Annotated in this window: 24 protein-coding genes and 1 pseudogene; 5 read left to right on the forward strand and 20 right to left on the reverse strand. The window is 49.5% G+C overall.

The features are described from left to right. Position 1 precedes the first annotated feature (1 nt). Positions 2–4,033 (reverse strand): efflux RND transporter permease subunit, encoded by a 4,032-nt coding sequence (locus VSQ32_12945; protein MEH2943742.1) that lies wholly within the window; start codon positions 4,031–4,033, stop codon positions 2–4. A 333-nt stretch (positions 4,034–4,366) separates the two neighbouring features. Here VSQ32_12945 and VSQ32_12950 point away from each other — a divergent pair, with 333 nt between their 5' ends. From VSQ32_12950 to VSQ32_12960, 3 genes are all read left to right on the forward strand, one after another. After that, complete coding sequence (locus VSQ32_12950; GenBank protein MEH2943743.1) at positions 4,367–5,191, forward strand: hypothetical protein; 825 nt, start codon at positions 4,367–4,369, stop codon at positions 5,189–5,191. A gap of 305 nt (positions 5,192–5,496) precedes the next feature. Next, positions 5,497–6,498: a phosphate acetyltransferase gene (gene pta, locus VSQ32_12955; GenBank protein MEH2943744.1), complete on the forward strand. Its 1,002-nt coding sequence runs from the start codon at positions 5,497–5,499 to the stop codon at positions 6,496–6,498. A gap of 174 nt (positions 6,499–6,672) precedes the next feature. Beyond that, positions 6,673–7,245, forward strand: a complete 573-nt coding sequence (locus VSQ32_12960) for a DUF305 domain-containing protein (protein MEH2943745.1) — start codon at positions 6,673–6,675, stop codon at positions 7,243–7,245. Here VSQ32_12960 and VSQ32_12965 read toward each other — a convergent pair whose 3' ends face one another. From VSQ32_12965 to VSQ32_12985, 5 genes and pseudogenes are all read right to left on the reverse strand, one after another. Next, positions 7,246–7,983: a DUF6062 family protein gene (locus tag VSQ32_12965; GenBank protein ID MEH2943746.1), complete on the reverse strand. Its 738-nt coding sequence runs from the start codon at positions 7,981–7,983 to the stop codon at positions 7,246–7,248. It abuts the gene before it with no gap. A gap of 135 nt (positions 7,984–8,118) precedes the next feature. Then, positions 8,119–8,649 carry a TipAS antibiotic-recognition domain-containing protein gene (locus VSQ32_12970; protein MEH2943747.1) on the reverse strand — a complete coding sequence of 177 codons (531 nt, stop codon included), beginning with the start codon at positions 8,647–8,649 and terminating at the stop codon, positions 8,119–8,121. 30 nt (positions 8,650–8,679) lie between these two features. Then, positions 8,680–8,841, reverse strand: a pseudogene (locus VSQ32_12975) (MerR family transcriptional regulator). A 6-nt stretch (positions 8,842–8,847) separates the two neighbouring features. Further along, positions 8,848–10,053, reverse strand: coding sequence for a hypothetical protein (locus VSQ32_12980; protein ID MEH2943748.1), 1,206 nt, complete (start codon positions 10,051–10,053; stop codon positions 8,848–8,850). Continuing rightward, positions 10,043–10,573: a sigma-70 family RNA polymerase sigma factor gene (locus VSQ32_12985; protein ID MEH2943749.1), complete on the reverse strand. Its 531-nt coding sequence runs from the start codon at positions 10,571–10,573 to the stop codon at positions 10,043–10,045. The genes VSQ32_12980 and VSQ32_12985 overlap by 11 nt, the downstream gene beginning before the upstream one ends. Before the next feature lie 216 nt (positions 10,574–10,789). Here VSQ32_12985 and VSQ32_12990 point away from each other — a divergent pair, with 216 nt between their 5' ends. After that, on the forward strand, positions 10,790–11,293 hold the full coding sequence (locus tag VSQ32_12990; protein ID MEH2943750.1) for a gamma carbonic anhydrase family protein: 504 nt from the start codon (positions 10,790–10,792) through the stop codon (positions 11,291–11,293). A gap of 125 nt (positions 11,294–11,418) precedes the next feature. On the opposite strand, the gene VSQ32_12995 is transcribed toward VSQ32_12990, so the two are convergent. From VSQ32_12995 to VSQ32_13025, 7 genes are all read right to left on the reverse strand, one after another. Beyond that, entirely contained in the window at positions 11,419–11,880 is a 462-nt protein-coding gene (locus VSQ32_12995; GenBank protein ID MEH2943751.1) for a low molecular weight protein-tyrosine-phosphatase, read from the reverse strand. 367 nt (positions 11,881–12,247) lie between these two features. Beyond that, a complete protein-coding gene (locus VSQ32_13000) occupies positions 12,248–13,525 on the reverse strand; it encodes a site-specific integrase (GenBank protein ID MEH2943752.1) in 1,278 nt (425 codons plus the stop codon). After that, on the reverse strand, positions 13,504–13,734 hold the full coding sequence (locus VSQ32_13005; protein ID MEH2943753.1) for a helix-turn-helix domain-containing protein: 231 nt from the start codon (positions 13,732–13,734) through the stop codon (positions 13,504–13,506). The genes VSQ32_13000 and VSQ32_13005 overlap by 22 nt, the downstream gene beginning before the upstream one ends. A gap of 100 nt (positions 13,735–13,834) precedes the next feature. Beyond that, a complete protein-coding gene (locus tag VSQ32_13010; GenBank protein ID MEH2943754.1) occupies positions 13,835–14,074 on the reverse strand; it encodes an excisionase in 240 nt (79 codons plus the stop codon). After that, positions 14,064–14,489 carry an RNA polymerase subunit sigma-70 gene (locus VSQ32_13015; protein ID MEH2943755.1) on the reverse strand — a complete coding sequence of 142 codons (426 nt, stop codon included), beginning with the start codon at positions 14,487–14,489 and terminating at the stop codon, positions 14,064–14,066. Before VSQ32_13015 ends, VSQ32_13010 begins: the two co-directional genes overlap by 11 nt. Positions 14,490–14,603: 114 nt before the next feature. Then, complete coding sequence (locus VSQ32_13020) at positions 14,604–16,115, reverse strand: N-acetylmuramoyl-L-alanine amidase (protein MEH2943756.1); 1,512 nt, start codon at positions 16,113–16,115, stop codon at positions 14,604–14,606. Then, positions 16,116–16,535: a phage holin family protein gene (locus VSQ32_13025; protein ID MEH2943757.1), complete on the reverse strand. Its 420-nt coding sequence runs from the start codon at positions 16,533–16,535 to the stop codon at positions 16,116–16,118. 250 nt (positions 16,536–16,785) lie between these two features. Between VSQ32_13025 and VSQ32_13030 the strand changes: the two genes are divergently transcribed. Next, positions 16,786–17,148 carry a SymE family type I addiction module toxin gene (locus tag VSQ32_13030; GenBank protein MEH2943758.1) on the forward strand — a complete coding sequence of 121 codons (363 nt, stop codon included), beginning with the start codon at positions 16,786–16,788 and terminating at the stop codon, positions 17,146–17,148. A gap of 78 nt (positions 17,149–17,226) precedes the next feature. Here the strand turns inward: VSQ32_13030 and VSQ32_13035 are convergent, their stop codons facing one another. From VSQ32_13035 to VSQ32_13065, 7 genes are all read right to left on the reverse strand, one after another. Further along, positions 17,227–18,603, reverse strand: a complete 1,377-nt coding sequence (locus VSQ32_13035; protein ID MEH2943759.1) for a hypothetical protein — start codon at positions 18,601–18,603, stop codon at positions 17,227–17,229. A gap of 12 nt (positions 18,604–18,615) precedes the next feature. Next, entirely contained in the window at positions 18,616–20,433 is a 1,818-nt protein-coding gene (locus tag VSQ32_13040) for a hypothetical protein (GenBank protein ID MEH2943760.1), read from the reverse strand. A gap of 56 nt (positions 20,434–20,489) precedes the next feature. Further along, entirely contained in the window at positions 20,490–21,638 is a 1,149-nt protein-coding gene (locus VSQ32_13045; protein MEH2943761.1) for a DUF2971 domain-containing protein, read from the reverse strand. Positions 21,639–21,754: 116 nt separating this feature from the next. Continuing rightward, the gene (locus tag VSQ32_13050) at positions 21,755–22,117 is read right to left on the reverse strand and encodes a hypothetical protein (protein MEH2943762.1); all 363 of its coding nucleotides are present in this window, start codon (positions 22,115–22,117) and stop codon (positions 21,755–21,757) included. A 6-nt stretch (positions 22,118–22,123) separates the two neighbouring features. Then, the gene (locus tag VSQ32_13055; protein MEH2943763.1) at positions 22,124–24,982 is read right to left on the reverse strand and encodes a phage tail tape measure protein; all 2,859 of its coding nucleotides are present in this window, start codon (positions 24,980–24,982) and stop codon (positions 22,124–22,126) included. A gap of 52 nt (positions 24,983–25,034) precedes the next feature. After that, the gene (locus VSQ32_13060) at positions 25,035–25,202 is read right to left on the reverse strand and encodes a hypothetical protein (GenBank protein MEH2943764.1); all 168 of its coding nucleotides are present in this window, start codon (positions 25,200–25,202) and stop codon (positions 25,035–25,037) included. Continuing rightward, entirely contained in the window at positions 25,199–25,576 is a 378-nt protein-coding gene (locus VSQ32_13065) for a hypothetical protein (protein MEH2943765.1), read from the reverse strand. The genes VSQ32_13060 and VSQ32_13065 overlap by 4 nt, the downstream gene beginning before the upstream one ends. Positions 25,577–25,579: the final 3 nt, after the last annotated feature.

The raw sequence follows: 25,579 nt of genomic DNA on the forward strand, positions 1-25,579 counted from the left end.
TCTATATTTCTTCCTCTACCATACTTTTTTTACTGTAGAACAAATCGTAGATACAGGGCACCACCACCAGAGTCATTACCGTTCCGTAAATCATACCTCCGATGGTTACCACTGCCATGGGCCTTGACATATCGGAACCCATATCATTTCCAAACGCAGTGGTGGACATGGCCAGTATAGTGGTCATAGCTGTCATCAGAATGGGCCGCAGACGGGTTTTTCCGGCGGTCACAATGGCCTCCCTTTTCTCCACGCCCTCTTTCCGAAGCTGATTGATATATTCTACCATAACAATACCGTTATTTACAATAATCCCCACCAGCATGATAAATCCAATCATGGCAATAATACTGATTTCATTGCCGGTGAAGAACAGAGCCAGAAATCCGCCGGTCAGAGCAAGAGGTATGGTAAACAGAATGATAAACGGTGCTTTCAGGGACTGGAACTGAGCTACCATAATCAGATAAATAAACGCAATTGCCAGTACCAGCATAAGCATAAGCTGTTCCATAGCCTCGTTGATGGTCTCATCCTCTCCGGTCATTTTCATGGAATAACCCTCCGGCAGCTCATAATCCGCAATGGCTTTGTTCACTTCTTCGCCCACAAGCCCCACGTTGTAGCCTTCAGCAATTCCGGCGTTTACCGTTACATACCGCTCCTGTCCGTCTCTGCTGATAGAAACCATACTTTCCACTTCTTCAAATTCTGCCACCTCAGAAATGGAAATCTCAGATTCTTCTCCATCTTCTTTGTCAGTATAAGTAAAGGTAATCTGTTTCAGTGCTTCTCTGGAAACCTCGCTCTGCTCCACACTCTTCAAAAATACATCGTAATCTTTAATGTCTGTGGAAATGGTGGCGTCTGAAGTCTCCGTTTCCATCCGTTCCTGAATTAGCTGGTAAACCTGAGCCACCGTCAGGCCGTATTTCGCAGCTTTTTCTTTGTTCACGGTAATCCGAAGTTCTTTTTCAGTTTCTTCCATACCGTCGGACACATCCACCGTTCCCTCTACCTTTGATACAATTTCAGATACGTCTTTTGCTATTTCCTGCAGCTTATCCAGATCCCGGCCCTTAATCTGCAGGGAAAGTCCGGTTCCGGCCAGCGCCCCCATATCCATATTGGAGCTGCTGACACTGATTTCCCCCTCCAGATCCTGGGTCAGCTTCGTAATCTGCGCCGCAATTTCATCATTGGTTAATTTTTTGTCCTCTTTTAAAATAATATAAAGAGTTACATTATTACTGCTTCCGCTGCCTCCCATCATACTGGCTGCAATCCCGCTGCCGCCGGCCATGGCCCCTGTGGATTCCACATCTTCAATGGTCTGAATCTGTTCTGTCACTTCATCGGCAAGTTTACATGCGCCTTCAAAGTCCGCCCCTTCCGGCGGCGTAACTGACACAGACATCTGGGTGCTTTCCATATCCGGCATAAAGGCCGTTCCTCTGGAGGCGGCCGCTTTGGCGCTGACCACCAGCAAAACCACCATCACCAGCAGAACCAGCGGTTTCAGGCGGAGCATTTTTTCCAGTACAGTCCCATATACTTCCTGAAATCTGTCAAACCAGGGATGTTTTGTTTCTTTTGTCTTCTTCAGCATCTTCGCCCCCATCATGGGTACAAAGGTAAGAGAGATAATCAGGCTGGCCAGCAGGGAATAGGCAATGGTAAGACCCATATCCACAAAGAGCTGCCTTGTGATACCTTCGGTAAACACAATAGGTGCAAATACGCACACGGTAGTCAGGGTGGAAGCGGTAATAGCTCCGCTCACCTGTTTTGCCCCTTCCACCGCTGCCTTTCGGGCAGAAAGCCCTTCATTTCTCATACGGTAAATATTCTCAATAACCACAATGGAATTGTCCACCAGCATACCAATGCCCAGCGCCAGACCCGACAGGGAAATCAGGTTCAGGGTAACGCCGCTGAAATACATGAGCACCACTGCAAACACCACGGAAATCGGTATGGATACGGCAATGACCAGCGTGGGCCTGATATCTTTCAAAAACAGCAGCAGAATCAGAATGGCAAGCCCCGCACCGAAAATCATATTGTTCATCACAGAATCCACAATCATATCAATGTAAATTCCCTGGTCCATCAGCACAGACACTTCCAGATTTCCGTTATTCTTCTTCATGCTTTCAAATTTATCATAAATGCGCTTTGTCACATCTCCGGTGGAATATCCGGTCTGCTTCTCTATGGAAAGCATAACGCCGGGCCTTCCGTTTAATCTGGCATAGGAATCTGCCGAATTATCCACCACTGCAATATCAGCCACATCCGACATATGGATGACGTCCACACCATCCATGCCCAAATCCATTAACACCATATCTTTCAGAGCGTCCATACTGTCCACCGCATCTCCCACACGCACCATGTACCGTTCTCCCTCATCGGTAATATAACCGGCAGGCATGGAAAAGTTCTGGGCGGTCAGAATGCCTGTTAAGGTTTCCATAGTCAGAATATTGTTCAGATTTGCAGAATCGTAGGCTTCTTTTTTCGTCTCTTCAAAGGTCTCTTTGGATTCTTTCAGTTTTTCCTCGCCGCTGGCAAGCTGGGCGGAAGCGCTTCCCATTTCCACAGAACCGGTAATCTGGCTCTGATTCAATGTGGCCAGGGTGTCGTTAATGGTTGTTTTTCCCTCGGCCACGCTCTGGAGCCCCGTCTCAATGGCGGCGATTCCGCCGTTAATCTGAATCAGCCCCTGCTCTGCCTGCGTGATGGTCTCAGATATATAAGATACCAGTTGTTTGTCAGTGGCATTTTCCTTTAAGGTACTGCCTTCCTGGGAAGCCAGCTCTGATTTAATGGCAGCCAGACCGCTTTCCACCTGGGCAAGCTGCTCCTGAAGCTGTCTCAGCTGAGCCTCCATCTGGCCAAGGCCCGCCTGTAACTGCTCCTGCTGGCCTTCAAGCTGTGCAATCTGAGCCTGAAGCTGTTCCGCCTGAGCCTGAAGCTGCTGTACCTGTTCCTGAAGCTGAGCTGTCTGGGCCTGTTCCAGTGCCTGCTGTATCTGGGCAAGGCCTGCCTGGGCCTGTTCCAGCCCCTCCTGAAGCTGGCTCTGCTGGCCTTCAAGTTTTTCCTTCTGTTTCTGCAGCTCTGCAATTCCGTCTGTGAGCTTTTTCTTCCCTTCTATCAGAGAATTGACCTGTTTCTGCAGTTCTTTTAAAGATTCAATCCCCTTTTCCGTATCGGATTTCGTCTCCCGCAGCTCTGCCAGCTTCGTATTCAAATCTGCTTCCGTCTGAAACAGCTCAATCTTCTTATCGTTTAACTGATTCTGAGCATCGCTGAGCTGGCCTGCCATCTCAGCCTGCCCGCTGCTTAATTTGTCTTTCCCGCTGCTGATTTCATCTTCCGCAGAATCCATCTTTTCTTCCGCATCGGAAAACTTTTCATCCAGGGAAGCCATAATTTTCTCATTGACAGCATCAATCTTTTCCTGGCTTAAGGTCACCTGAACGGACTCCTGAATCAGCCCCGTTCCCGTTACAGAGGCCACGCCTTCCACACTTTCTATTTCCGGTATCAGCTCTTTCTCCGTATAATCGCTGATTTGCAGGCTGTCCATACCCTCCACTTCCATGGCCGCAATCATAATGGGCATCATGTCCGGGTTCAGCTTCATGATAATGGGATTCCCCACTACCTCCGGCCACTGGCCGCTGATCTGGTCCAGACTCTCCCGCATTTCCACGGTAATGGAATCCATATTGGCTGTCTGCTCAAATTCCAGCACAACCATGGACATGTTGTTGGCAGAATTTGAACTGATATTCTTAATATTGGAGGTGCTGGCCATAGCCGCCTCTATGGGCTGGGTCACCGTGCTTTCCACCTGTTCCGGGCTGGCTCCCGGATATGTAGTAATCACAATCGCATAGGGAAGGTTAATACTTGGCAGCAAATCCGTACTCATCTTGCTTAAGGATACCACTCCCAGAATAATCACCAGCACAATTCCCACAATTACAGTATAAGGTTTTTTTACACTGAACCTTGAAAACATTTGTTCGTCCTCCCATCCTGTCATTTTTCCGACCGACCGGTCAGTTTCAGGTTTATTATAAACATAAGTCCTGCAAAATTCAATGAAAAAAATATAAAATTTGCCGAAAACAGACTGGCCGTGTCCTTCCGGAGGAACCGCAACTGCGCAGCCTGACATATCATACAGGCTGTGAACAGGGCACAGGCCCTGCATAAAACACTGCATTTTAGACAATCCACCTGCTTTGTCTATTGATTCCGGAAGATTCCTTTTGTAAAATCTTCCTGTAAATAATTACAGGCTTTCTTCTGGAAGCCACAGAGGGTATATCATTTTGAGGAGGAGAAAAAAATGAAAAAACTGATTCAGAAACTGGTATGTTTCACAATGATTCTGGCATTGATGCCCACCCTTACGGTACGGGCGGCATCCCCGGCAGCAGGGGAAATCGAATTCACCAACGCCTGCGATATGGCGGGCTACATCTACGCCGGCTACTATCACTGTTCTACAGCGGTAAATCCCGATTTCAACGGACCAATCCATATTGTAAAGGCAGAACTTCACAACAACAACCGGACAATTCCGGTATATCTGGTAGGTATTTCCGGTACGGAACTGATTTTCAACCAGCCTACCAACATTATTACGGACCTGCGGTGCGGATTTGAAAAAGACAATGTTTATCTGCGGGAAATTGTAAATGTAATCTGCGACAATGTACCTGTCGGCTCCAATCTGATTATTACGGGCCACAGTCTGGGCGGTATGGAAGCTCAGCAGGTATCCGGAAATCTCAGATTAAAATTAAGATATAACATTATGAACGTAATTTCTTTTGGTTCCCCATTAATCACACCGGAAGAACGGGAAGGTACCCTGCGTCGCCTGGGTGACAAGGCAGATATCGTTCCTTACATGAGTGTCAGCACCATCAACCGTCCGGTACAGCAGATCCTGGGTCTGGAACAGGAAGACGGCGGTTACGGTGACGATTTTGCCGCTGCTCATATGAAAAGCTATCTGCGGGAAGACGTATGGGGCGACTACGATGTGCTGGGCTTTAAGGGCGGCCATGCCACAATTACATTTTCCGAGCAGGTAAAAGGATATGGCGCTTATATTATTCCATTCCTGAAAGATCTGCCCACCATTGATTTAAGTCCCTGGAGTTAAGCCAATAAATAATAAATATACGGAAACCACAGGATTTCTCCGAAAATTCTGTGGTTTCTATTTATATTTGCACATATATACGCCCAAACACATGCAGACACCTTCCGGCTCCGGTATAAAAACAGGATTTTCGGAAATGCTTTCTTCATAAGGCTTTTACGCTGTTTCGAAAAAAATACATAATTTTCCATTCTGTTTTTATTTTTGTACACACAAACCAGTTGAAAAAAACAAAAAACGTGTTACATTAGTAATCAGAAAGATTTTGAAAAATTTTAAGGAGGATTTATGCTATGGGCAAAAATATGCAAGGTTTCGGCACAATGATTGGCAAACTGAAAAAAAATCCAAAAAGAATCGTATTTACAGAGGGCAGCGACCCCCGTATTCTGGAAGCAGCTTCCCGTCTGCTGGCTTCCTATTTCCTGACTCCCCTGCTGGTGGGCAACAAACAGGAAGTGGAAGACGCCGCAGAAGAATACGGCTATAACATCCGCGGAGCTGAAATCATTGACCCGGAAACTTTTGAAAGTATGAATGAAATGGCAGAAGCTCTGTGTGAACTGAGAAAAGGCAAAAACATGCAGATGGACGAGGCTCTGAAAGTTCTGAAACAGGGCAATTACTTTGGTACCATGCTGGTAAAGATGGGATATGCGGACTGTCTGCTGGGAGGCGCAACCTATACTACTGCTGACACGGTTCGTCCAGCCCTTCAGTTAATCAAAACCAGACCCGGACATAACATTGTATCTTCCTGTTTTATTTTAGTGCGCCCTTCCGCTACCGGTGAAAATGAAGTGCTCGCCATGGCTGACTGTTCCATCAATATCAAACCTACGGAAGACGAGCTTGTGGATATCGCCATCGGAGCCGCAGACTGCGGCCAGCTCTTCGGCATCGACCCGAAAATCGCTTTCTTAAGCTACTCTACTCTTGGTTCCGGAAAGGGAGAAGATGTGGATAAAATGCGCAATGCTGCTCTTAAGACAAGAGCAAGACGTCCGGATCTTCCCATTTCCGGCGAACTGCAGTTTGACGCTGCTGTCTCTCCCCGTGTGGCCCGGACAAAATGCCCCAATGACGAGATTGCAGGCCATGCAAATATATTTATTTTCCCGGATATCAATGCGGGCAATATCGGTTATAAAATCGCCCAGCGTATGGGTAATTTTGAGGCTTACGGTCCTATCCTGCTGGGGCTGAAATCTCCTATCAATGATTTGTCCAGAGGATGTACCGCCGATGAAGTATACTCCATGGCCATTATTACTGCCGCACTGGTGGACGAGGTATCACCGCGTTAAGGTATTTCCTGTAAAAGAATAACGTATTTCCTGTAACAAAAACCTGCTGGTTCTCCTGAAACAGCAGGTTTTTGGCTTATCAGATTCAGGTATCGGCAGCGCCTCCGATGCACGCACCCTTTTACCCTCTGAATCATATAATAAAGCAACCGAAAATTTACAAGGAGCTTTACCATGCATACATCATGCAAATTAAGCAATGTGGCCAAAAATTATCTGAATACGTTTCACTGCATTTTAGATGAAATGATCTGCAAAATGACGGAAGCAGAACTGAACAACAGCATTTCCTGGAATTTTATCGCACAGATGATCCCTCATCACCAGGCAGCTATTGAAATGTCCCGGAATCTTCTGCAGTACACCACTTTTATCCCTCTGCAGGACATTGCCTGCAATATCATTGAGGAACAGACCAAAAGTATCGAAACCATGCAGGAAATTCAGTGCTCCTGCGGTATGCGCAAAAACTGCAGTCAGGATTTATGCCTGTATCAGCGCAGGATGGATCAGGTCATGCAGAACATGTTCTCCAAAATGTCCTGCGCTCCGGACACCAACCAGCTTAACGTGAACTTCATCCGTGAGATGATTCCTCATCACATGGGAGCCATTGAAATGTCAAAAACCACCTTACAGTACGATATCTGCCCTCAGTTAAAACCGGTGCTGAATGATATCATTGCTTCTCAGCAGAATGGCGTCAGACAAATGCAGCAGCTTCTGCGCCAGTCCGGCTGTGCATAATCACTCCATGAGAGAAACGGAAATACTTCCTGTTTTTGTCAATGCCCTGGGCAATGCATCCTTTGCATTCTTCCAGGGTTCTTCTCTGTAACGGTAATCATTTTTGCAGATAAACCATTCCACATCATCCCGTACCCGTTTGAAGTGGGTAAGATAAAGATGGCTGAGGGTTGTCAAAAACGGCTCCAGATATTTTTTATTCAAATACTCAGGCGCCAGGGCAAACAGCGTTTTATAATGAGCAGTGCAGAATCCTTTTGATTCCTCAAACTGCCTGCGGAAATCTTCCTCTCTTTCATAGAGATAAAAAATGGTCCTCAGATAATTTTCAAAACTCCGGCTGATATAGCCGCATACAAAACACTTCTGTTCCTGGGCTTCTATATAATCAATCACCGGAGACGTACACTTCCTGTTCTTCCGGAGCAGAGAATTCGGAGAAGGCAGCGGGGCTTTCGCTGCCTTCTCCAGTTCTCTTATGGTATAATCCATATGGGTTTTCAGTATCAGGGCCAGCCCAATCTTGTTGGGATACCTATATAAATCCTGTAAATGCCTGCGGCAAAATCCCTGTTCATCGGTCTGAGCCCGGATATCCTCCTCCATGTAGCTGGCTCCTGCCCCTATGGTATAATTAATGGCATTTTCCTCCAGTTTCTGATACATGGCGCAGACAGGGCATTCACAGTCCTGTCCAAAGGCGTCCAGAACAGGTATGGTATGGAGTTTCTCTTTCATAGCATATTCCTCTTTTCACGATGGTTTTCCTTACCCATCATACACAGGAATTCCATAAACTGTCAAGACAGCAGGACAGGAACCTCATCTTCAAATCAGAATTTCCGCCGGAAATTTCCCGGTTTTCTGCAGGATTCATGCATGATAATCAATGGCCTGCCTGAGAAATTCCGCGCAACCTGGCACATGTTCGTCATAATATTTCCGAAATCTTTCATCACAGGTATACATGACTCCCATGCTTTTGTGAGCCTCACTGGTATACTGGCTCCAGCTCATGGACAGCCATTCTCTGTGCAGAGCCACAATGGCTTCCGCCTCCTGGCTGTCTGCTCTGATTCCGGAATTCACGCTCTTCTCCAGCCTTTCCCTGATTTCCTGTTCCAGATTTTTAAAGTGCTCCCAGTCCTGTTCCGACATATTCAGAACCTTCCGGTTCGATTCATCCACCGGCCCGTCGCCCCATTTTTTCCGGATTTCTTCTCCATACTGTTCTTCATTTTCCTTTACCAGCTTCTCTTTAAAAACTGCAAATTTCTCTTCATCGCTCATTACGTATTCTCCTTTCACAGACGCCAGAGTCTTTCTGACGGTATCAATCAGACGGTCCATACGGCTCCTCTGATGCTCCAGATTGAAAAGATGTTCTTCCAATACATGCACCATGTCGAAATCTTCCTGGCATATCATCTGCCGGATTTTTTTCAGTTCAAAGCCCCTCTCCCGGTAAAAGAGAATCTGCTGCAGCAGTTCTGCCTCCTGCTCTCCGTAGTAGCGGACTCCTGCATCATTTACGCCCAGAGGCTCCAGCAGCCCGATTTCCTGATAATAGCGCAGTGTGCGTGCACTCCATTGTATGTTCCGTCAGAGCAGCGTATCTTCTATCTGATACACCCTCAATACCACGGTTCCGTCCTCATTCCGGGTAAATGTCTCCACATATACGGGACTTCCTTCCTCTCCGCCCATTACATTCATGAATTCTGACATGCCGGTCTGTCCATCTTCAAATAAACTGTCCGTCTGAAGGGTTCCGGAGGAACCGCTTCCGTCCTCGTTCTCATAGGAATATGCAATCTGCCCCTTTTCGTCCGGTGTCATGGTCTGTGTCAGAGATTCCAGCAGAGTTGCATGTTCTTTAAAATCTTCTTCCTTCCAGTCCTGAATTTTCTCTGCTATCCGCCCGACTCCGTCCGAACTTTCTTCCGTCTCTCCTTCCTGCCGGACATTTTCAGAGTTTCCTCCTTCCAGCTCCTGCTCCAGTTCTCTGATGTATGCATCTGCTTTTTCGGGATCTGCCTTTTTCTCGTCCAGCGGCAGATGAAAGAGTGCATTTACCCCGTCATAATGCTCTGTCCTGGTAATTTCTCCTGTAGTTTCGTCAAACTGATACGCATTGCTGTCATAAAGGCTGCCGCTGCTTACGGCAAGATATAAGGTCCGGTCTGCAAAGATTTCCACGTTATCTGTCTCTGTAATCCGGTACTGGATACCGTCCTGCACATACTCCGTATATCCTCCCACCATGGTTATGGCATTAAATCTGGCAGGATTCTGGCCTTTAATCAGGGGAGATACAAAAAATGTTTCTTCTCCGTAATGTTCATCACTCACATCCGGTCTGGGAGAACCATCCGTATTCTCTATGGCTGTTACCACATACGTGCGGTCCTCCCGAATCCCCGTATCGCCCGAAGTTACATACTGGCTCAGGTTTTTCCCGGAGACCACGCCCAGAAGGGTAATCCGGTAGTTCCCGTATTCCTGGGATTCGTTAATGGAAATGGCGTCTTTGCTCTGAAATGCCGCTGCCAGCCCCTGATCTTCTGCTATCTCCGCCACTTTGTCCGGGGCCAGATATTTCCAGGCTGCCACTGCTGTCAGAGAGCCGGCACACAGGACTGCCGCTGCCAGCACTGCCACTGCCGGCATTTTTTTCTTGTATGTTCTGTTCATAGATTCTGTCTCCTTTGCTCTTCTCAAAATATTCTGATTCAACCAGTCATCCGGTTCTTCTTCCGGAGAAAGGGCCTGTTGCAACAACTGTTCCAGATTTCTGTCATCTTTCATCCAAAATAACCTCCAACTCTTTTTTTAACAGCTTTCTCGCCTTGTGCAGCCTGCTTTTTACCGTTCCCTGAGGCAGTTTCAGGATTTTTCCAATCTGCTCCGTGGTAAATTGCTGAGAATAATAAAGGTATACCGGGATACGGTATCGCTCCTCCAGCTTTGCCACTGCCTCCCGTACCTGCCTCTGCTGCTCCTGCCGGAAAAAAACTGCTTCCGTGGAATCTTCCTGTCTGCCAGACTCTCCATCTGCCAGTTCCTCCGTAAATATTTCTGTTCCGGCAATCCGGTTCCGCCAGGCATATTTCCGCCTTTTATTTTTCCAGATGCGCAGGGCTATGGAAATCAGGTAGCTTCCCGGATTTTTCTCCCAATCCATTTTTTCTTTCAGCTCCACCGCTTTCAGAAAAGTATCCTGATATAATTCCTCTGCCTCCTGTTTGTTTCCGGTAAGCTGGCTGCAAAATGCGTAGACATTTTTTCCATATTCACGGATACATTGTTCCAACTGCATGTCATTCATGTTACTCAACCTTTCAGACGTCTTTCCAGGGTTTTCATGTGCCCTTCACTGATACATTGTAATAACTTTTCTTTTGGTTCACGGACTGACTTTATTATTTTTCATCCATTGGCGGGCAATATTTACTTTTTTGCGGACATACTATATACTGTTGAATGGAATATTAAAAGAACTGGAAAAGATTCGGACGCACCGAAACAGAAAGGATATTACACTATGCATACCATAAAAACTCCCGTTTTGGGTAAAAATGTCTATATTGCCCCTGGCGCTGTTGTACGGGGAGATGTAACCCTGGGCGACAATTCCAGTATCTGGTTTCATACGGTTGTGCGGGCGGAAGCCGGTTCCGCGGTCATTGGGGATAATACTAATATCCAGGATAACTGCGTGCTCCATGTGGACCATGGCGCCGATATCCGGATTGGCAGCCAGGTTACCATCGGCCACGGAGCTATTGTCCACGGGTGCACTATTCACAGCAACACCTTAATCGGTATGGGCGCAATCATTATGAATCATGCGGTTATCGGGGAAAACTGCATCATCGGAGCCGGAGCGCTGATTACCCAGAACACCGTGATTCCGGACAATTCTCTGGTTATCGGCAATCCCGGTAAAATCATACGCCCGGTTACAGACGAAGAAAAGGAAGATATCCGGCGCAATGCCGCTTATTATGTGGAAGAAGCTGCCGCTTACGCTGAACAGTCTCTGTAATCTGCGTTTATGTATATTTCATACCAGGCAGTCTCTGTAATCTGCGTTTATGCATATTTCATACCAGGCAGTCTCTGTAATCTGCATTTATACATGTTTATTCCGGCGGCCTCCGTCATCTGCAGCTATGCGTGTTTTGCAAGAATTTCTTCCAGCAGTCCTTTACAGCCTGCCACCACGTCCTCATAGGTCTGTTCAAAGTCTCCCGTATACCAGGGGTCTGCCACATCCCTGGGGTGATCTGTGTAATCCAGCAGAAGGCTGAGCTTATGCTCCTTATCATTTCCGGTGATTCGGAGCATATTTTTATAGTTCCACCGGTCCATTCCTATGATGTAATCGTATTTTTGGTAGTCGCTGCGCTCCATGCGGACCGCATATTTTCCGGCGGTGGAAATACCCTCCTGAGCCAGCCGGCTTCTGGTTCCGCGGTGAACCGGATTGCCGATTTCTTCCATGCTGGTGGCGGCGCTGGCGATATAAAACTCACTTGCAACGCCCCTCTTTTTTACCATGTCTTTCAAAACAAATTCTGCCATTGGGGAACGGCAGATGTTGCCGTGGCAGACGAAAAGTATTCTAATCATAATTTTTTCCTTTCTCAAAATGCCCGAAAGTGCCGTGTTTTGGCACGTTTTGCGGGCTTATATTTTTTAGTTTTATCACCCCTGTTGTACTACACTTTTTGCAAAATGGGGCAAATCGTAGCAATTCACAGCCCTCATTCGTAGTCTTTCCGTAGTCAGATAGGGAGTGCAAAACTACTCCGGTTTTTGGGGCAGGGGGTGCATTTTAGGTTTAGGGGTGTGCATCTTTTAACGATACGGATGCATAACGCTTTCCTTATTATAGCAGAAGTCATCTGTTCATACCACCACATTTTCAATACTATTCCATATCACACAAATGGAAAACGCCCTGCCGAAGCAGAGCGCCTTCCTATCATTTCCTCAATTAAATTGCCCGGAACATTTTCTGCGATACGGGGTTTTCCCCTTTTGCCTTACCCAGCTCCTTCCTCGCATTTTCCAATTCTTCCATCCGTTTCAGTTCGCCCTCTGCATCCTCCAGTCCAAGATGTGTATATGTGTTCAGCGTAACGCCAATATCGCTGTGCCCCATTAAGTATTGTAATGTCTTCGGATTCATCCCCGCCTTTGCCATATTGCTGCAATAGGTATGCCTGCAGACATGGGGCGTGATCTTCGGCATCTGCACCCGGTAAATCTCATTGTAGCGGTTCAGCATATGCTTGAAACGGTGTTCCCAATGCATCGCCACTTCCGGGTAGCCGTTCTTATCTGTAAAAAGGAACCCTCCATACCCGTCTATGATACGCTCATGCTTCGGCGGCTCCCTGTCCTCAATGATTGCCCGGAAGCACTGCGCCACATCATCCGTCATCGGCAGTTTCCTGGTTCCCGCATTGGTCTTGGTGCTTTCAATGATGTACTCCATTCTTGAGGAGCGCTGCAGTTGGTGGTCGATATTGATAATCCTGTTTTCCAGGTCGATGTCTGAAAGCGTCAGGCCGCAGAATTCCGAAATCCTCATGCCTGTATGGAAAAGGATATAGGCTACCTCATAATACTTGCAGTACACTGCATCATCATGGACGAATTTCAGGAATTTCCTCATCTGGTCTTTTGTGACTGCTTCGCGCGTTACACTGTCGTTTACCACCACTCCGGCAAGTTCAAACCCGAAAGGGTTTTTATTCAGCACGTCATCATCCACCGCCATTTGGAAGGCAGGGCGCAGCACTCCCCGTACCGTTTTGATGGTACTGTACCTCTTATTATCTTCCTGCTGCAGCTTTATCAGAAATAGTTTTGCATCCGATGTCTTTACCCTAGATATCTTGCAGTCTCCAAATGCCTGCTTCTTCAACAGATTCTTTACAAACCCGTAATTCATTTTTGTGCTGTTTTTTGCCCCTGTCCTGGTGGAAATATACCTCTCCACCAGTTCATTCACTGTAATGTTCTTTCCCAACGGGTCCAACTGGTTATCCAGGTCGTACCCTATCAGTTTTTCCTTTTCTCTCAGGGAAAGATCCGGCTTTGTCCCTACCGGCTGCGGGTCGGTGGGTTCCAACCGCCAGCTATACACAAAATGCGGTTTCCCGTTAACATGGTATTTGAACTGATATTTCCCATTTGCACGGATGGATTCCCCCCTGCGGAGAACCCTGTGCTTTGAGTCACGTCTCATCCCCGGCTTTCCTGCCATTTCGGTTCCCTCCTTCTTATTTCCGGATGTTCTTCCAGATACTTTACAAATTCCGTGCGGAGGATCAGCCTGCGCTTATTATAGTAAAAGGCGACAAAGGGCAGCCCCTCCTCCTTCAGCAGTGCATAGAATTTCCTGCGGCTCAGCTCAAAATATTCCACTGCTTCCTGAACGGTCAGTACATCCTTATCTTTCAACTGTGGTTTCATTTCCGCAACCTCCAATCAGTATTTCTGCCCCTTCCGGGGTCATAACATATATCACTCTAAAGCCGATAAATAGCAACTACTTTTGGCAGATAAAAACTATTTATATCTCCGAGGAATCATCAATGAATTTTTCAAATTTGGGGCGGATGATCAAATATTTATTACCGCAGAACACAGAAAATCTGCCCGTATTTTCCTCTGCCATCCTGCGCATTTTTTTAATTCCAATATTAAAGTAAGCTGCCGCCTCTTTAATGGTAAGTGTATACTTCTCGCATATCGGTACAAGACCCTCCTTTGCAATCACTATATCTTCCACTTCACTTTTTTTATTCTGCATTCTGTCCACCTCCGAACCTGTCCGCCACATAACACGCATGAGAACAGTATTTCCTACCCGCATTGCCATAAGCCGTGAACGGCTTTTTGCAGCAGGCGCACACGAATTCATAATGCGCCTTCCGTTCCACCTGATCCAGGTGGCTGTTCCACCACTTATTGCGGCATTTATCGGAACAGAACCTCTTGGCTTTCCGCCCCGGATTCTGTTTCACCTCCGCCCCGCAGCACGGGCAGATTCCCTTATCCCCATCCGCAGACGGCACCGCCATTTTTATTTTCTCCGCACCCAGTCCCTTCCTCTGGCAGAATGATTTTACTGTGTTCTCTGAAATGCCAAGTTTCTGCGCAATCTTCCTATATCCACAGCCATCGGCTCTCATCTGCCGTATCCTGTCTTTTTGCCTGTCAGTCATGAAAACGCCTCCTCACTATACGGAGATTTGAACCGCAGTTCGGCGGGGTGTTTTCACCAAAAAAAATAACGCCTGCAGGAATCCAAAAAGGAACTCCTGCAGGCGTCAGACCATTTATACCCTCTTTGCGTAATCCAGCGAAATCCATCCGTCTCTCTTTTCCTGGTAGGATTTCAGCAATCCCCACCTGGATGCGCCTTCGCCGTCTGCCTCCTCCACTATCGTGAAAGTGCCGGCTCCGGTATATTTCCCGGTCTTGCCGTGGTCAGTGCCAGGGCCTTTCCGGATGTTAAGGTTTGGGATGGATACCTGCACCAGATACGGCTTGAACGCTGCCGTACTGGAATACACTGCCTTCCCCGACTCATCAAACACGGAGCAGCCCGGATTCTCATCCGCACATTTCTTTGCGTTCTCCAGCGACTTGAACGCCCCTTTCTGCGAGGATGCGTCTGCCCAGGTCTTCCGGACACGGTACCAGATTTCCGTTTCTATAGGAGCCGGGGAAGATGCCTCTCCTTCCGTTCCAAGAATGCCTTTCAGGATCGTGAGTATCTTCTCCCCATAGCCGGCGCCTGCCGCCCATCCCTTTCCGGCAGGGTTTTCCTTCTGCCCAAGCCACTCCACATATTCCGCACAGCCCCTTGTGACATATTTGAACCGCGGGTCAATGCAGGTGTTCTTGAGTGCGTCCGTGGAAGCATAGGCTTTCAAGTGCTGCACCTGCGCCCGGATGCCGAGCTGCGGCGTGTCAAAGGAATTCCCCTTTACACCGTTAGAAGTCACGCCCATGCCGCAGAAGTTGTTCTGTGAAAGCGTGACCGCAGAGCCGGAAAAGGTGAAGTTCCCGGTCTCAAGGCAGGACTGCGCAAAGGCAATGTCGCCACGGACTCCTTCTGCTTTTCCTTCCGAAAGGTACAGCGGAACCATGTCGAGGACGGACTGCGCCACGGACGGGTTCTTCTTTTTCAGATATGCCTGCATCTGCTCCGCCGTTGCCGTGGCATTCCCCATGATCTTGGTGTATCTGTCTGTGCCAGAAGCAGTGCCGCCCATCGCTGCCTTGACCGCTTTACGGAAGGAATCCATTGTGTACCCCATCCCAAGCTGCGCCCACAAATGCTCCGGGTCGCCGTGGTTGCTGGCAATGCCCCTCGCACAGCCTTCCTTGTGGCTGATGATGACACCGTCCGCAAGCGGGTCAAGGCTGTACTTTTCACAGAGCATGGCGAACAGCTCCACCGCCGTCTCATAAGTCCTTTTCGCCACCGCCTTTGCCGCAGCCGTGTCGGAGCAGGTGAAATTGCTGCCCGATGTGTATTTGATACATGTCGGTTCGCACATTTCCACCCCGATATGGGTATTGTTGCCGCTGCCCTTGCTGCCGGAGCCGCAGTGCCACCCCCTGTGATTCCACGGTAATGTCTGGTAAGCCGTGCCATCGTTCCCGTCAATGAATCCGTGGACGCAGGATGTGTCATGCGCAGGGCTGTTCCATGAGTTGATGAATACGGACGCCTTCGGCTGCGGGCAGCCCACGGAATGGAGCATCAGTCCCTTTACCGTGATCTTCCTCCCTGCCGTGTAGCAGGGGTTTTTCGTCAGAATATTTTCTACCAGCTTCATTTACTCGTCCTCCTTCCCGTTTTCTGCCCTGTCGTGGAGCTGTGCCAGGATATCCTTCAGCTTCTCCGGGATGGGCAGCCCCAGGTGTCCGGCATTCTCCAGAAGGCTCACGCCCTCGTTGGAGATATAGAAAAAGATGACCGCCGTCCGCAAAACGCTGCCTGTGCCGATGACCTGCACATCGAGGATGTTGGCGATCCCAACAAGCAGGAAGATCAGCACCTTTTTTGCGATGCCCTTAAAGCCGACCTCGCTGGACAGCTTCTTATCCGCCGCGGCACACATCACGCCCGTGATGTAATCCACCACGACAAAAGCAATCAGCGCATACAGCAGACCGTCACAGCCGCCAAGGAAATACCCAAGCCATCCCCCGGTGGCTGCAAAGATGAGTTGGATCGTGTTCCAGAATTCTTTCATAGTGAAACCCTCCTTTAAAAGATTTTTTGTATGATAAAAGGCCGCCCGCCAGACGGCGGACAGCCCTGTATCCATGGAAATATTTGGTTGTGTCAATTACACAAGTATCTGTGGGAATCTTTGTCACATTTATGCCCCTGTTTTCCTTGCTATTTCACGGCTTTAGAGTGATTAATAACACTACCCGAAGCCCCGCCTGCCAAAAAAGCGGGAGGCGGCAGGGAAAATAAAAAATTCAGGAGGATACCTTATGAAGACAAAGAACATCAAAGTCGTATACACAAGCCGCTACTCGCAGAGCCTCGGTGTCCGGCACACCGGCACGGGCCCATGCACCGAAGTCCCGAAGATACAGATGGAGGGCCGCTGGCTGGAGCAGCTCGGCTTCACCATCGGCGCCCCGCTCATCGTGGAATACGAGGAAGGCTCCATCCACATCCGCACCCTCACCGCTGAAGAGCTGGCGGAAAAAGAACAGCGGGAAGCCCAGGCGGAGCTTGAGAAAAAGATCGCGCAGCTTGAAAAGATGAAGCGCCGCGCGGAAAAAAAAGCCGCATCCCTCTCCATGGTCGCAGAGCCGTCCGGCAGGTACGCCACATCCGCACAGCAGTAAATCCGGAGCCGGGACTCCCGGCGCACACTCCGCCCTCTTACCACGGCAGGAGAAACGCCTCCCCTGCCGTAAGCCCTGTCACGCCTGCTCCGTCAGCGTGTAAGTCACCTTCATGGTCTTATCCGCCGTTTTCTCCACCGCATGTTCAAGGTTGTTGATCGTCGCAAGGTACGGCATGATCATAAAAAGGCATCTGTCACTGGGGCTCCACCCGACCAGGTAGTTCTTATACCGGAAAGCCGGCGTGGTGATCGACCCCAGCCTGCTGTTCGTCCCTTTTGTCTCCACGGCCGTGTCATCCTCCAGGATCATGAAATTCGTCCCAAAGATGATGCCGTTCACCACCTGCAGGTAGCAGTTCGAAATAGAACTGCTCGCCCCCGCTGCCGGGAACTCAATATACGTGATGTCCGCAGTATTGGAAAGGCTGATCTTATAAACTCCCGACCTGTTGTACCGCAGCGCATACAGGTACCCGCCCCTTATGCAGCAGTTCCTCTGGCATGTGATGGAATACTGCGACGTGGAATAGTTCTGGGTCCCAAGCACCGCCAGGAACGTGGAGGCAAACGTCCATGTCCCCTCCGTAAAGGAATGGTCAGATTTTGATATCCTGATCCAGTACACCGTGGCTGTCCCGCTCGAATTTGCCGTATTGCGCAGGCCGTACCAGTACCCGTCACCGCCGTCAAGGAAAGTGCCGTTGCTGCCGCTGAAGGAGAAAACGGACGGCTCCAGCATATCCTCCTCCTGGATCCGGTAGCCGCCCTCATCCATCCCGTCCAGGAGCCCCAGCTCCGTAGCCGCCACATGCAGCTTCCGGATCCACACCTTTGCGTTGCTGTAGGACAGGGATATGGCATAATTCTCCTCAATATTCAGTTCCACGATGCAGTAAAAATACCATCTCTCACTGTAATCACTCATCGCATACTGCGAAGTCTTGATGAGCTTGAACACACCGTCATCGGAATTAATATTACCCATCCCTCCCCTCCCGCCAAGCGGGTTGGTCAGCGCAAGCGCCGCGATCGTCCCGTTCCCCTGGGAAGTCGTAAAATCCCAGACATATTTATAGCCGTTGGACAGCCTTGCAGACTCCGTTGCGTTATAGCTTCCCCTGGCCAGATCTGTCGAAGAATTCACGTCATTGGATGCCCATGCAAACGGGAGGTTTCCCGATGACGGGTATGTGTTGTCCTTATCCTCTTCCAGCGACTCCGAGAACAGCAATATGCCCGCCGTCCCTTTCGGGCATATCGGGAGCAGGTAAGCATCAAGCACGATATCCGTGCCCGTGATGGTCTGCTCCACGGCACGGTACAGCATCCCGAACGGGTTGCACCCGAACGCATCCCCGATGGCGTTCGTCACCATGTTGTCATGTTCATAGGTTTCCACCTCCCCCGTATTCACATCCGTAAGTTCAATTGCCGTATGTCCTTTTACAACCATCTCTCCATCCTCCTATCCATCCGTCATTTCTGCGGAAAATCCGCCCATTGCAATGCTGCCAAATGCCTCCCCAAATGCAATTCCTTTCGGTGTTTCAGTATCCACGCCAACCGCGCCCTCATATGCACCGACTCCCATCCCGCTGTGGAACGGCACCGGATTTTCCATTGTCTCATCGACCATGATCGTGCCGTCCCATTCGATGTCTGCGCCCACCAGGCCGAATCCCCGGATGCACCCGATGGCCCCGCCGACGGCAACCTTTCCCGATCCTCCCGTCACCGTAAGGTATACGCGGAAATCATGGACCAGGTTCTCCGCCACATTTTCAATGGGATAATACAGGGAAAGGGTATGCCGCCCTTCTGTCCAGGTCTCTGCCGGGCAGTGCACCCTGACCGTTTCCTGGTCCATCTCGAAAGCTACATCACACACCGCAAGACCGCTTTCCTGCCATTCCGCCGAGAACTCATCCTCAATCTCCCCTGCCCTCCCAAGCGCATCTATCAGCGCCGCAAGGCTGACCGGTGCCCTCTTCTGTACATTGTCCGGAGTGACATCCACCACGATCTGCCCCTGGAACTCCACCGTAGTCTGCTTTTTCACTGCAAACGTAATCTGCTCCGCAAGCCGGGGGCTGCTCCCCAGCATCAGCTCCTTTGCATTTGTAAAGAGCTCCATCTGTATGGTGTTGGAATCCACCCTGTTCAGGATCCCCGTCAGGTTCTTGTCATTCTTTGATTTTGCAGCCGAGAGCCTCGGGTTTTTCCCCACGCCTTTCAGCTTCTCCCTGCCGCCGATCCTGACCGTCCTTGAAGTGATGCATCCCACTGTCCCGGACACGTCCATCTGTCCCCCGCTGAGGAGGATGACATCCCCGATATCCAGGGCGGGGTTGCCGGTTGTCTCCACATCAAAGGGTGTGTAATTAATGGCGGAAAGCGCGTCCAAAATGTTCATGCAAATCTCTTCGCGTGTGACCTCCAGCCCATACTGCAGGAAGGGGTTTGCCCCCAGGTTCATGGTGAGGCCGTCATCCGGATCCAGATGGTAATACTCAGCCGTTTCCGTCACCACATTTGTGGAACTGACCGCCGTGTACCTTGTCATAAAATCAGAGACGCTGCTCGAATACCTGTGTTCCTGCCTGACCTCTGCCACTGTTTCCGCTCCAAAACGCTTCAGTTCCAGCCTCCCCTCACGGTTGATAAAGAAAAAGCCACCCAGGAGCTGCCCCACATAATAAAGCACATCCCGGTAAGTCTCTATGTCATTGTCCTCATAGATGGAGATTCTGATTTCCGCATTCTGGAAAGCGCTGATCTCCTCCCTTGTCTGTGCCAGCCCCACGCCGCATGCATCCGAACACAGTACCATGAAGTCATAGCAGTTCCCCACACTCTGGAAACTGGAAAAATCCTTTTCAAAACGCACCATGTAGTCATACGCTTTCAGTTCCAGGCACTTCACCATCCGGTTCGCCTCTGATACCTCAAATACCCCCATCGGTATAGTTTCATAAGCGCCATCAGCAAGCCGCAGATGGTAAAACAGCTCCACCTCTGCATCCTCCAGCGTGTACCGGTCGATGTCCGATAAGAGCGTGATCCCCAGCTCCGCCGAATAGACCGTCCCCAGCTCCATCTCTGTGCTTCCGCAGCACTGCGCAGCGATATATCCGCTCCCCTTCACGATATCTTCATAACTGAACGGGTACACAGCGCCGCCCTTTGTTTTGATTTCCCCCGTCCAGTAATACCTCCTGGTGTTCTCCTGCACCGCCTGCAGGAACGCATCGCTCACCGGGTACATGAAAACACCCCTTTCCATGCAAAAAGCACCAGCCCTTCCAGACTGATGCCTCACTTAAAAATTTCCCATACCATTTATTTTTTCATATTCGCATTATATTTGAGACAATCTTCGCATTTTATACTGCAATCCTGCATTTCAAAAACATTTGGATTTCGCATGACACCTACATAAGGAATGTTCTTGCTGATACAAATTTCAATGACTTCCTTACGTTTCTCTGGCAACATCCTATTTCCAAGAAATACCTTTGTAATTGGGAAAAATTCAACATTATAATCAGAAATATTTTCACAGCGCATCGGTAATAACAGACGCCACTCATTCTGAAATGCCCAATCGATACTCTTCCGTAATGCACCATTTGAATAAATATCCCATAAACCATCTTCTGTAATTTTTCTATCTTGCATTTCTACAAGCCGTTTCGTCATATCTGGACGTGTTTTACAATAAATCATAGGATACAGATTCTGATATACATCCTGATATTTTTTCTCCCCAGGCAACACCGTATATTCGATGCAAAAGCCCCTATGACAGTCTGCATATGCTCCGCCCCACATTAATTGCGAATATGGATTTGTAGCAAAACAAGAAGTTCTAAAGGTATTTTTCAGTTTAATACAATACTCCTCAAAATCGGAATATATTATTTTCGCTACAGCCTGACCCAGATCATTTTGTTTGCTTAGTTCAATAGTCAGGCTTAACAGAAAATGTTCATTTGATAACCGCTCAATTTCTGAATCCGGTTTCTTTGTGAATACCGAATGAAAATCCCCTGCGGAATTAAATTCTGCAGCTAATGCCTGAACAAACGCATTCCCTATTTCCTGCGTGGAAAACGCTTCTTTTATTTCAATCTGACAACGATCACAGTACTCAGTCAGCCTTAATCTCTCATATTCATAATAGTCAATGCTGATATCAGAATCATATACGTCATCAAATTCACACGGTGCCTGCATAAACACAGTATTATTTTTCAATGCCTGTATAGAATAATTTATCTCTTTGCCATTATCTTTTTTTATAACATTTGGAAAATATTTGTACAGTTTGGACGGCATATTTAATTTGGAACGCACACCAAATTCCTGACAGCCCATGCTCTGTACTTCATTAAGATCCATAATTGCACCATTAACAATGCAACATGATGATGCAAATTGAGGCGCCATTTGCCTTGCATAAAAAATCAGTTCATTAATATCCAACATAACCTCTCCCAAAGTATTTTTTGTGTTTTAACAATATTAAAATAATTTTGTTTTGATGAACTCATATGTTTTTCATTATACAAAATATCCCACAAAAAATCACCCATTATTTGTATCTAAAATTCTTTCAAAGTAAACGACACTTTCCACAATCCCTTATAGGATGTGTCTTTCACAAGGCTTGCCTTGTAGCCGTCAATGAACATTTCCGTCTGTTTTATCTCAAGCGTCTCCGTGTCAAAATAATCCACAGTCAGCTTCTCCTTCTGTTTGAACCCTGTCAGGGCCTTAAGCCATTTCGGGGAAACGGAAAACGCGGCGGGGATGGACACCACGCCCATCCTCACCACGTCCCTCTGCGTGGTCCCGGCCTCCGTCTCGCCGCCGGAATCCGCCTCCACATCGCTCATCTGCACCTCGTAGGAGTCCGGCAGCGGGAGCGGCACCCCGTCCAATTTTAAATACTGTATAAAAGCCATGCCGCCTTACCTCCCTCCCGACCTTAAGTTCTGCCTTGTCTGCGCGTCCACCACCACTTCATCTAACAGCGTCCCGCCGACATACACGGGGATGCAGATGGTCCCGCCGCCTGCCATCCCCTGCAGGCCGGAGAACATCTCCCTGAGGCCGCTTAAAAGTTCGTTTACGGAATCCCCGGACACGCTGCCGCCGCCCTGCATCTGGATGGCTGCGGAAGGGTTCAGGACCATATCCGCCGCCACGCCGTCCATTGCCTTTGCCACCATGCCCTTGCTGTCCTCGATGCCCTTTGCCAGCCCCTTCATGAAGTCCGGCATCCAGCTCTCGTAATCGGTCAGCGGTCCTTCGTCCGGCACGGAGAAGTGCAGGAAGGACTTGATCTTATTCGCCACGCTGCTCACGGCATCGCCCACGGCTCCGATGCAGCTTTTGATGCCGTTCACAATGCCCATGATCATGTCCTTGCCCCACTGCAGGGCTTTGGACGGGAGGCTCGTAATGAAGCTGATGGCGTTATTGAATCCTTCCTTGATGGAGGACACGATTTTCCCCATCGTTCCCTTTATGCCGCTCCATATATTGTTGAACACCGTAGTGACCGTATTTTTAATGCTGTTCACCACACTTGAAACCGTGGATTTGATGCCATTCCACACAGAGGTAATTGTGGATTTAATCCCGTTCACGACAGAAGTAACAGCGGACTTGATGGCATTCCACACCGTGGTGATGACCGTCTTTATCGCATTCAGCACCGTTGTGACTGTATTTTTGATGGCGTTCCATGCCGTGGTGATAAAGGTCTGGATTGCCGTCACCACCGTGGTGACCACAGTCTTTATCCCGTTCCATATGGTCGTGAACACCGTCTTTATTGCATTCAGCACCGTTGTGATGATGGTTTTGTAAATATTGAAATAGGTGGTGATGATGGTCTTAATCACTTCCACCACTGTACTGAATATGGTTTTTATCCCTTCCCACAGCCCGGAAAAGAAATCCTTGATCCCGTTCCACACCGCCTGCGCTGTGGAGGAAATGGCCTCCCATGCCGCCGTGAAGAAGTTTTTGATTGCCTCCCATACGGCAATGGCGACCTCTTTCACATTTTCCCAGAGGTTGATCCAGAACTGCCGGAAATCCTCATTTGTGTTCCACAGATAAATAAATGCCGCCACCAGTGCCGTAATCGCTGCGATAATGAGGAATATGGGATTGGCAAGCATGGTGGTGTTTAAGGCGGCGAAAGCGGTCTTTACCGTATTGATGACTCCTGCCACCTTCGGCACTATGGTCATAATCGTGCCGACCGCAGACACCACTTTCCCGATGACAATCAGCATCGGCCCAAGAGCCGCCGCAAGGAGCGCGATGGTAGTCACCACTTTCTTCGTCCCCTCGTCCATGCCGTTCAGCCAGTCCACGAACTTCTGCACCCATCCGACAATCATTTTGATGGCGGGCAGCAGAAGCTCCCCAAAAGAAATAGCCAGCCCTTCCAAGGCTGACTTTAAAATCGTGATCTGCCCCTGCAGGTTGTCAAGCTGTGTGTCCGCCATCTGCTGCGCCGCACCGCCGCTGTCAATGATGGACTGCTGCAGGTCATCCCATGTGCTTCCCGTGTTGGCAAGCAGGGCATTCACGGAGGACAGGTCGGTCTTGTTGAAAATCTGCCCGATGATGTTGGACTTCTCCGCCGCCGTCATGCCGTCCATGCTCGTGTTCAGGTCTCCGAGGATGTCATTGAGGGAGCGCATATTCCCCTCGGAATCGTAAACATCCAGACCAAGCTGCTCCATGCAGGCGGCCGCCTTGTCGGTGGGGTTCTGCAGGGAGAGGATGACGTTACGCAGATGTGTGCCGCCCTCCGCACCCTTGATGCCGTTGTTGGCGAGGATGCCAAGTGCCGTGTTCAGCTCCGCCGTGCCGCCCTTCACAGTCTTTGCAGTTGCGCCGATGGTAAGAATTCCCTCGCCGAGCTGCGCCACGGAGGTGTTGGTGGTGGAGGCGGTCTTCGCCATCTGGTCCACCATCGTCCCTGCCTCATCCACGCCCATGCCCAGGGCGGACATGGCATCCGTCACCATGTCCGATGCCGCCGCAAGGTCAATGCCGCCGGCCGCCGCAAGGTTTAAGACGGTGGGGAGCGTGTCGCACATCTGCTGCGTGTCGTACCCGGCAAGGGCAAGGTAGTTCAAAGCCTCCGCGCACTCCGAAGCGGAGAAGGCCGTCTCGCTGCCCATCTTCTTTGCCAGTGCGGAAAGCGTATCCATTGTATTGACGCTCTCGCCGTTGACCGTGGACATGGCGTCCTTCGTGATGCCCATGGTCGCCTGCACCTGCGACATAGACGACTCAAAATTTGCCGCCGTGCTGACTGCCGCTGTACCGAGGGCGGTCACGCCCGCCGTGACGGGGAGCAGCTTCTGTCCTGCGGAGGAAATGTTATCCCCCACAGTCTTCAGCTTTTCCCCCGTGGCGGCGATTTTCTGCAATGCCACAGCGGACTGCCCTGCCAGCCGCTCCAGGTCACGCAGATTGTTTTCCGTTTCGATGATCTCCCTCTGGAGGGCATCGTACTGGTCCTGCGTGATCTCCCCATTGGCAAGAGCCGTATTTGCCTGCTCTGCGGCGGTCTTTAAGGTTTCCAGCTTTTCCTTCGTCCCTGCCACAGCCTCGCCCAGAAGCCTGTGCTTCTGGGCCAGCAGCTCCGTGTTGCCGGGGTCTAATTTTAAGAGTTTCTCCACATCCTTAAGCTGCGACTGCGTATCCCGGATGGAGGAATTGACTCCCTTTAATGCGGTCTGTAGTTTTGTGGTATCCCCGCCGATCTCAACAGTGATACCCTTGATTCTGTTCGCCACGGCGGACACCCCTTCCTGTTAAAATGCAGAAATAAACCCAGGGGGACGCCGCCTAAAAGCGGTCGAAATCCTCCTGGGTAGCGATTTCCTTATAGCCCTTGTATTCGTCGTTCCTGCTCTCCGCGAACATATCATTGACCATGCCGATGGTTAGAAGGTCAAGGTCACGGATGGAAAGCCCAAGCTGCACACACCGGAGCAGGAACAGCGGCGTTGTCATTTCCCGGTCAGTCGGGCGAAGTTTTTTTTAGACTGGACATCCGTCTGCACGTTCAGCCCCCATAGCTGTATCAGCTTCGGAAGCACCTGGTAGATGGAAAAGGTGTTGAATTCATCCAGCCATTCCTCCGGGCTGTCCGGGATACTGGGGTCTGCGTGTTTCGCCATCACATAGGCGATGTTCTCAAACATCTCCAGTGAAAACAAATCCAGGTTGGAACTCTCCTCGTCCCCGTCACCGATGGATTTTTCAAGGCTCCTTAAATCCTTATAGATGTCCCGGTGGAATTTCATCCGGTAAATGCGCGGGATGGCTGCGGATGCCCTGAAAGGCACCTGCTTCCCGTCAATCTCGATATTCTGTTTCATGCTCATGGA

The organism is Lachnospiraceae bacterium JLR.KK002 (assembly GCA_036941025.1).
Taxonomy (GTDB): Bacteria; Bacillota; Clostridia; order Lachnospirales; family Lachnospiraceae; genus Petralouisia.

Bases quoted from the DNA above. Each gene is read 5' to 3' on its own strand.
- VSQ32_12980 (MEH2943748.1), bottom strand. From the start codon at position 10,053: ATGAAAGATGACAGAAATCTGGAACAGTTGTTGCAACAGGCCCTTTCT.
- VSQ32_13060 (MEH2943764.1), bottom strand. From the start codon at position 25,202: ATGACAACGCCGCTGTTCCTGCTCCGGTGTGTGCAGCTTGGGCTTTCC.
- VSQ32_12965 (MEH2943746.1), bottom strand. From the start codon at position 7,983: ATGAAAGAGAAACTCCATACCATACCTGTTCTGGACGCCTTTGGACAG.
- VSQ32_13015 (MEH2943755.1), bottom strand. From the start codon at position 14,489: ATGACTGACAGGCAAAAAGACAGGATACGGCAGATGAGAGCCGATGGC.
- VSQ32_13010 (MEH2943754.1), bottom strand. From the start codon at position 14,074: ATGCAGAATAAAAAAAGTGAAGTGGAAGATATAGTGATTGCAAAGGAG.
- VSQ32_12985 (MEH2943749.1), bottom strand. From the start codon at position 10,573: ATGAATGACATGCAGTTGGAACAATGTATCCGTGAATATGGAAAAAAT.
- VSQ32_12960 (MEH2943745.1), top strand. From the start codon at position 6,673: ATGCATACATCATGCAAATTAAGCAATGTGGCCAAAAATTATCTGAAT.
- VSQ32_13000 (MEH2943752.1), bottom strand. From the start codon at position 13,525: ATGGCAGGAAAGCCGGGGATGAGACGTGACTCAAAGCACAGGGTTCTC.
- pta (MEH2943744.1), top strand. From the start codon at position 5,497: ATGCAAGGTTTCGGCACAATGATTGGCAAACTGAAAAAAAATCCAAAA.
- VSQ32_13025 (MEH2943757.1), bottom strand. From the start codon at position 16,535: ATGAAAGAATTCTGGAACACGATCCAACTCATCTTTGCAGCCACCGGG.
- VSQ32_13065 (MEH2943765.1), bottom strand. From the start codon at position 25,576: ATGAGCATGAAACAGAATATCGAGATTGACGGGAAGCAGGTGCCTTTC.
- VSQ32_12995 (MEH2943751.1), bottom strand. From the start codon at position 11,880: ATGATTAGAATACTTTTCGTCTGCCACGGCAACATCTGCCGTTCCCCA.
- VSQ32_13005 (MEH2943753.1), bottom strand. From the start codon at position 13,734: ATGAAACCACAGTTGAAAGATAAGGATGTACTGACCGTTCAGGAAGCA.
- VSQ32_13035 (MEH2943759.1), bottom strand. From the start codon at position 18,603: ATGGTTGTAAAAGGACATACGGCAATTGAACTTACGGATGTGAATACG.
- VSQ32_13040 (MEH2943760.1), bottom strand. From the start codon at position 20,433: ATGGAAAGGGGTGTTTTCATGTACCCGGTGAGCGATGCGTTCCTGCAG.
- VSQ32_13030 (MEH2943758.1), top strand. From the start codon at position 16,786: ATGAAGACAAAGAACATCAAAGTCGTATACACAAGCCGCTACTCGCAG.
- VSQ32_12970 (MEH2943747.1), bottom strand. From the start codon at position 8,649: ATGGTGCATGTATTGGAAGAACATCTTTTCAATCTGGAGCATCAGAGG.
- VSQ32_13050 (MEH2943762.1), bottom strand. From the start codon at position 22,117: ATGGCTTTTATACAGTATTTAAAATTGGACGGGGTGCCGCTCCCGCTG.
- VSQ32_13020 (MEH2943756.1), bottom strand. From the start codon at position 16,115: ATGAAGCTGGTAGAAAATATTCTGACGAAAAACCCCTGCTACACGGCA.
- VSQ32_12945 (MEH2943742.1), bottom strand. From the start codon at position 4,033: ATGTTTTCAAGGTTCAGTGTAAAAAAACCTTATACTGTAATTGTGGGA.
- VSQ32_12990 (MEH2943750.1), top strand. From the start codon at position 10,790: ATGCATACCATAAAAACTCCCGTTTTGGGTAAAAATGTCTATATTGCC.
- VSQ32_13045 (MEH2943761.1), bottom strand. From the start codon at position 21,638: ATGTTGGATATTAATGAACTGATTTTTTATGCAAGGCAAATGGCGCCT.
- VSQ32_12950 (MEH2943743.1), top strand. From the start codon at position 4,367: ATGAAAAAACTGATTCAGAAACTGGTATGTTTCACAATGATTCTGGCA.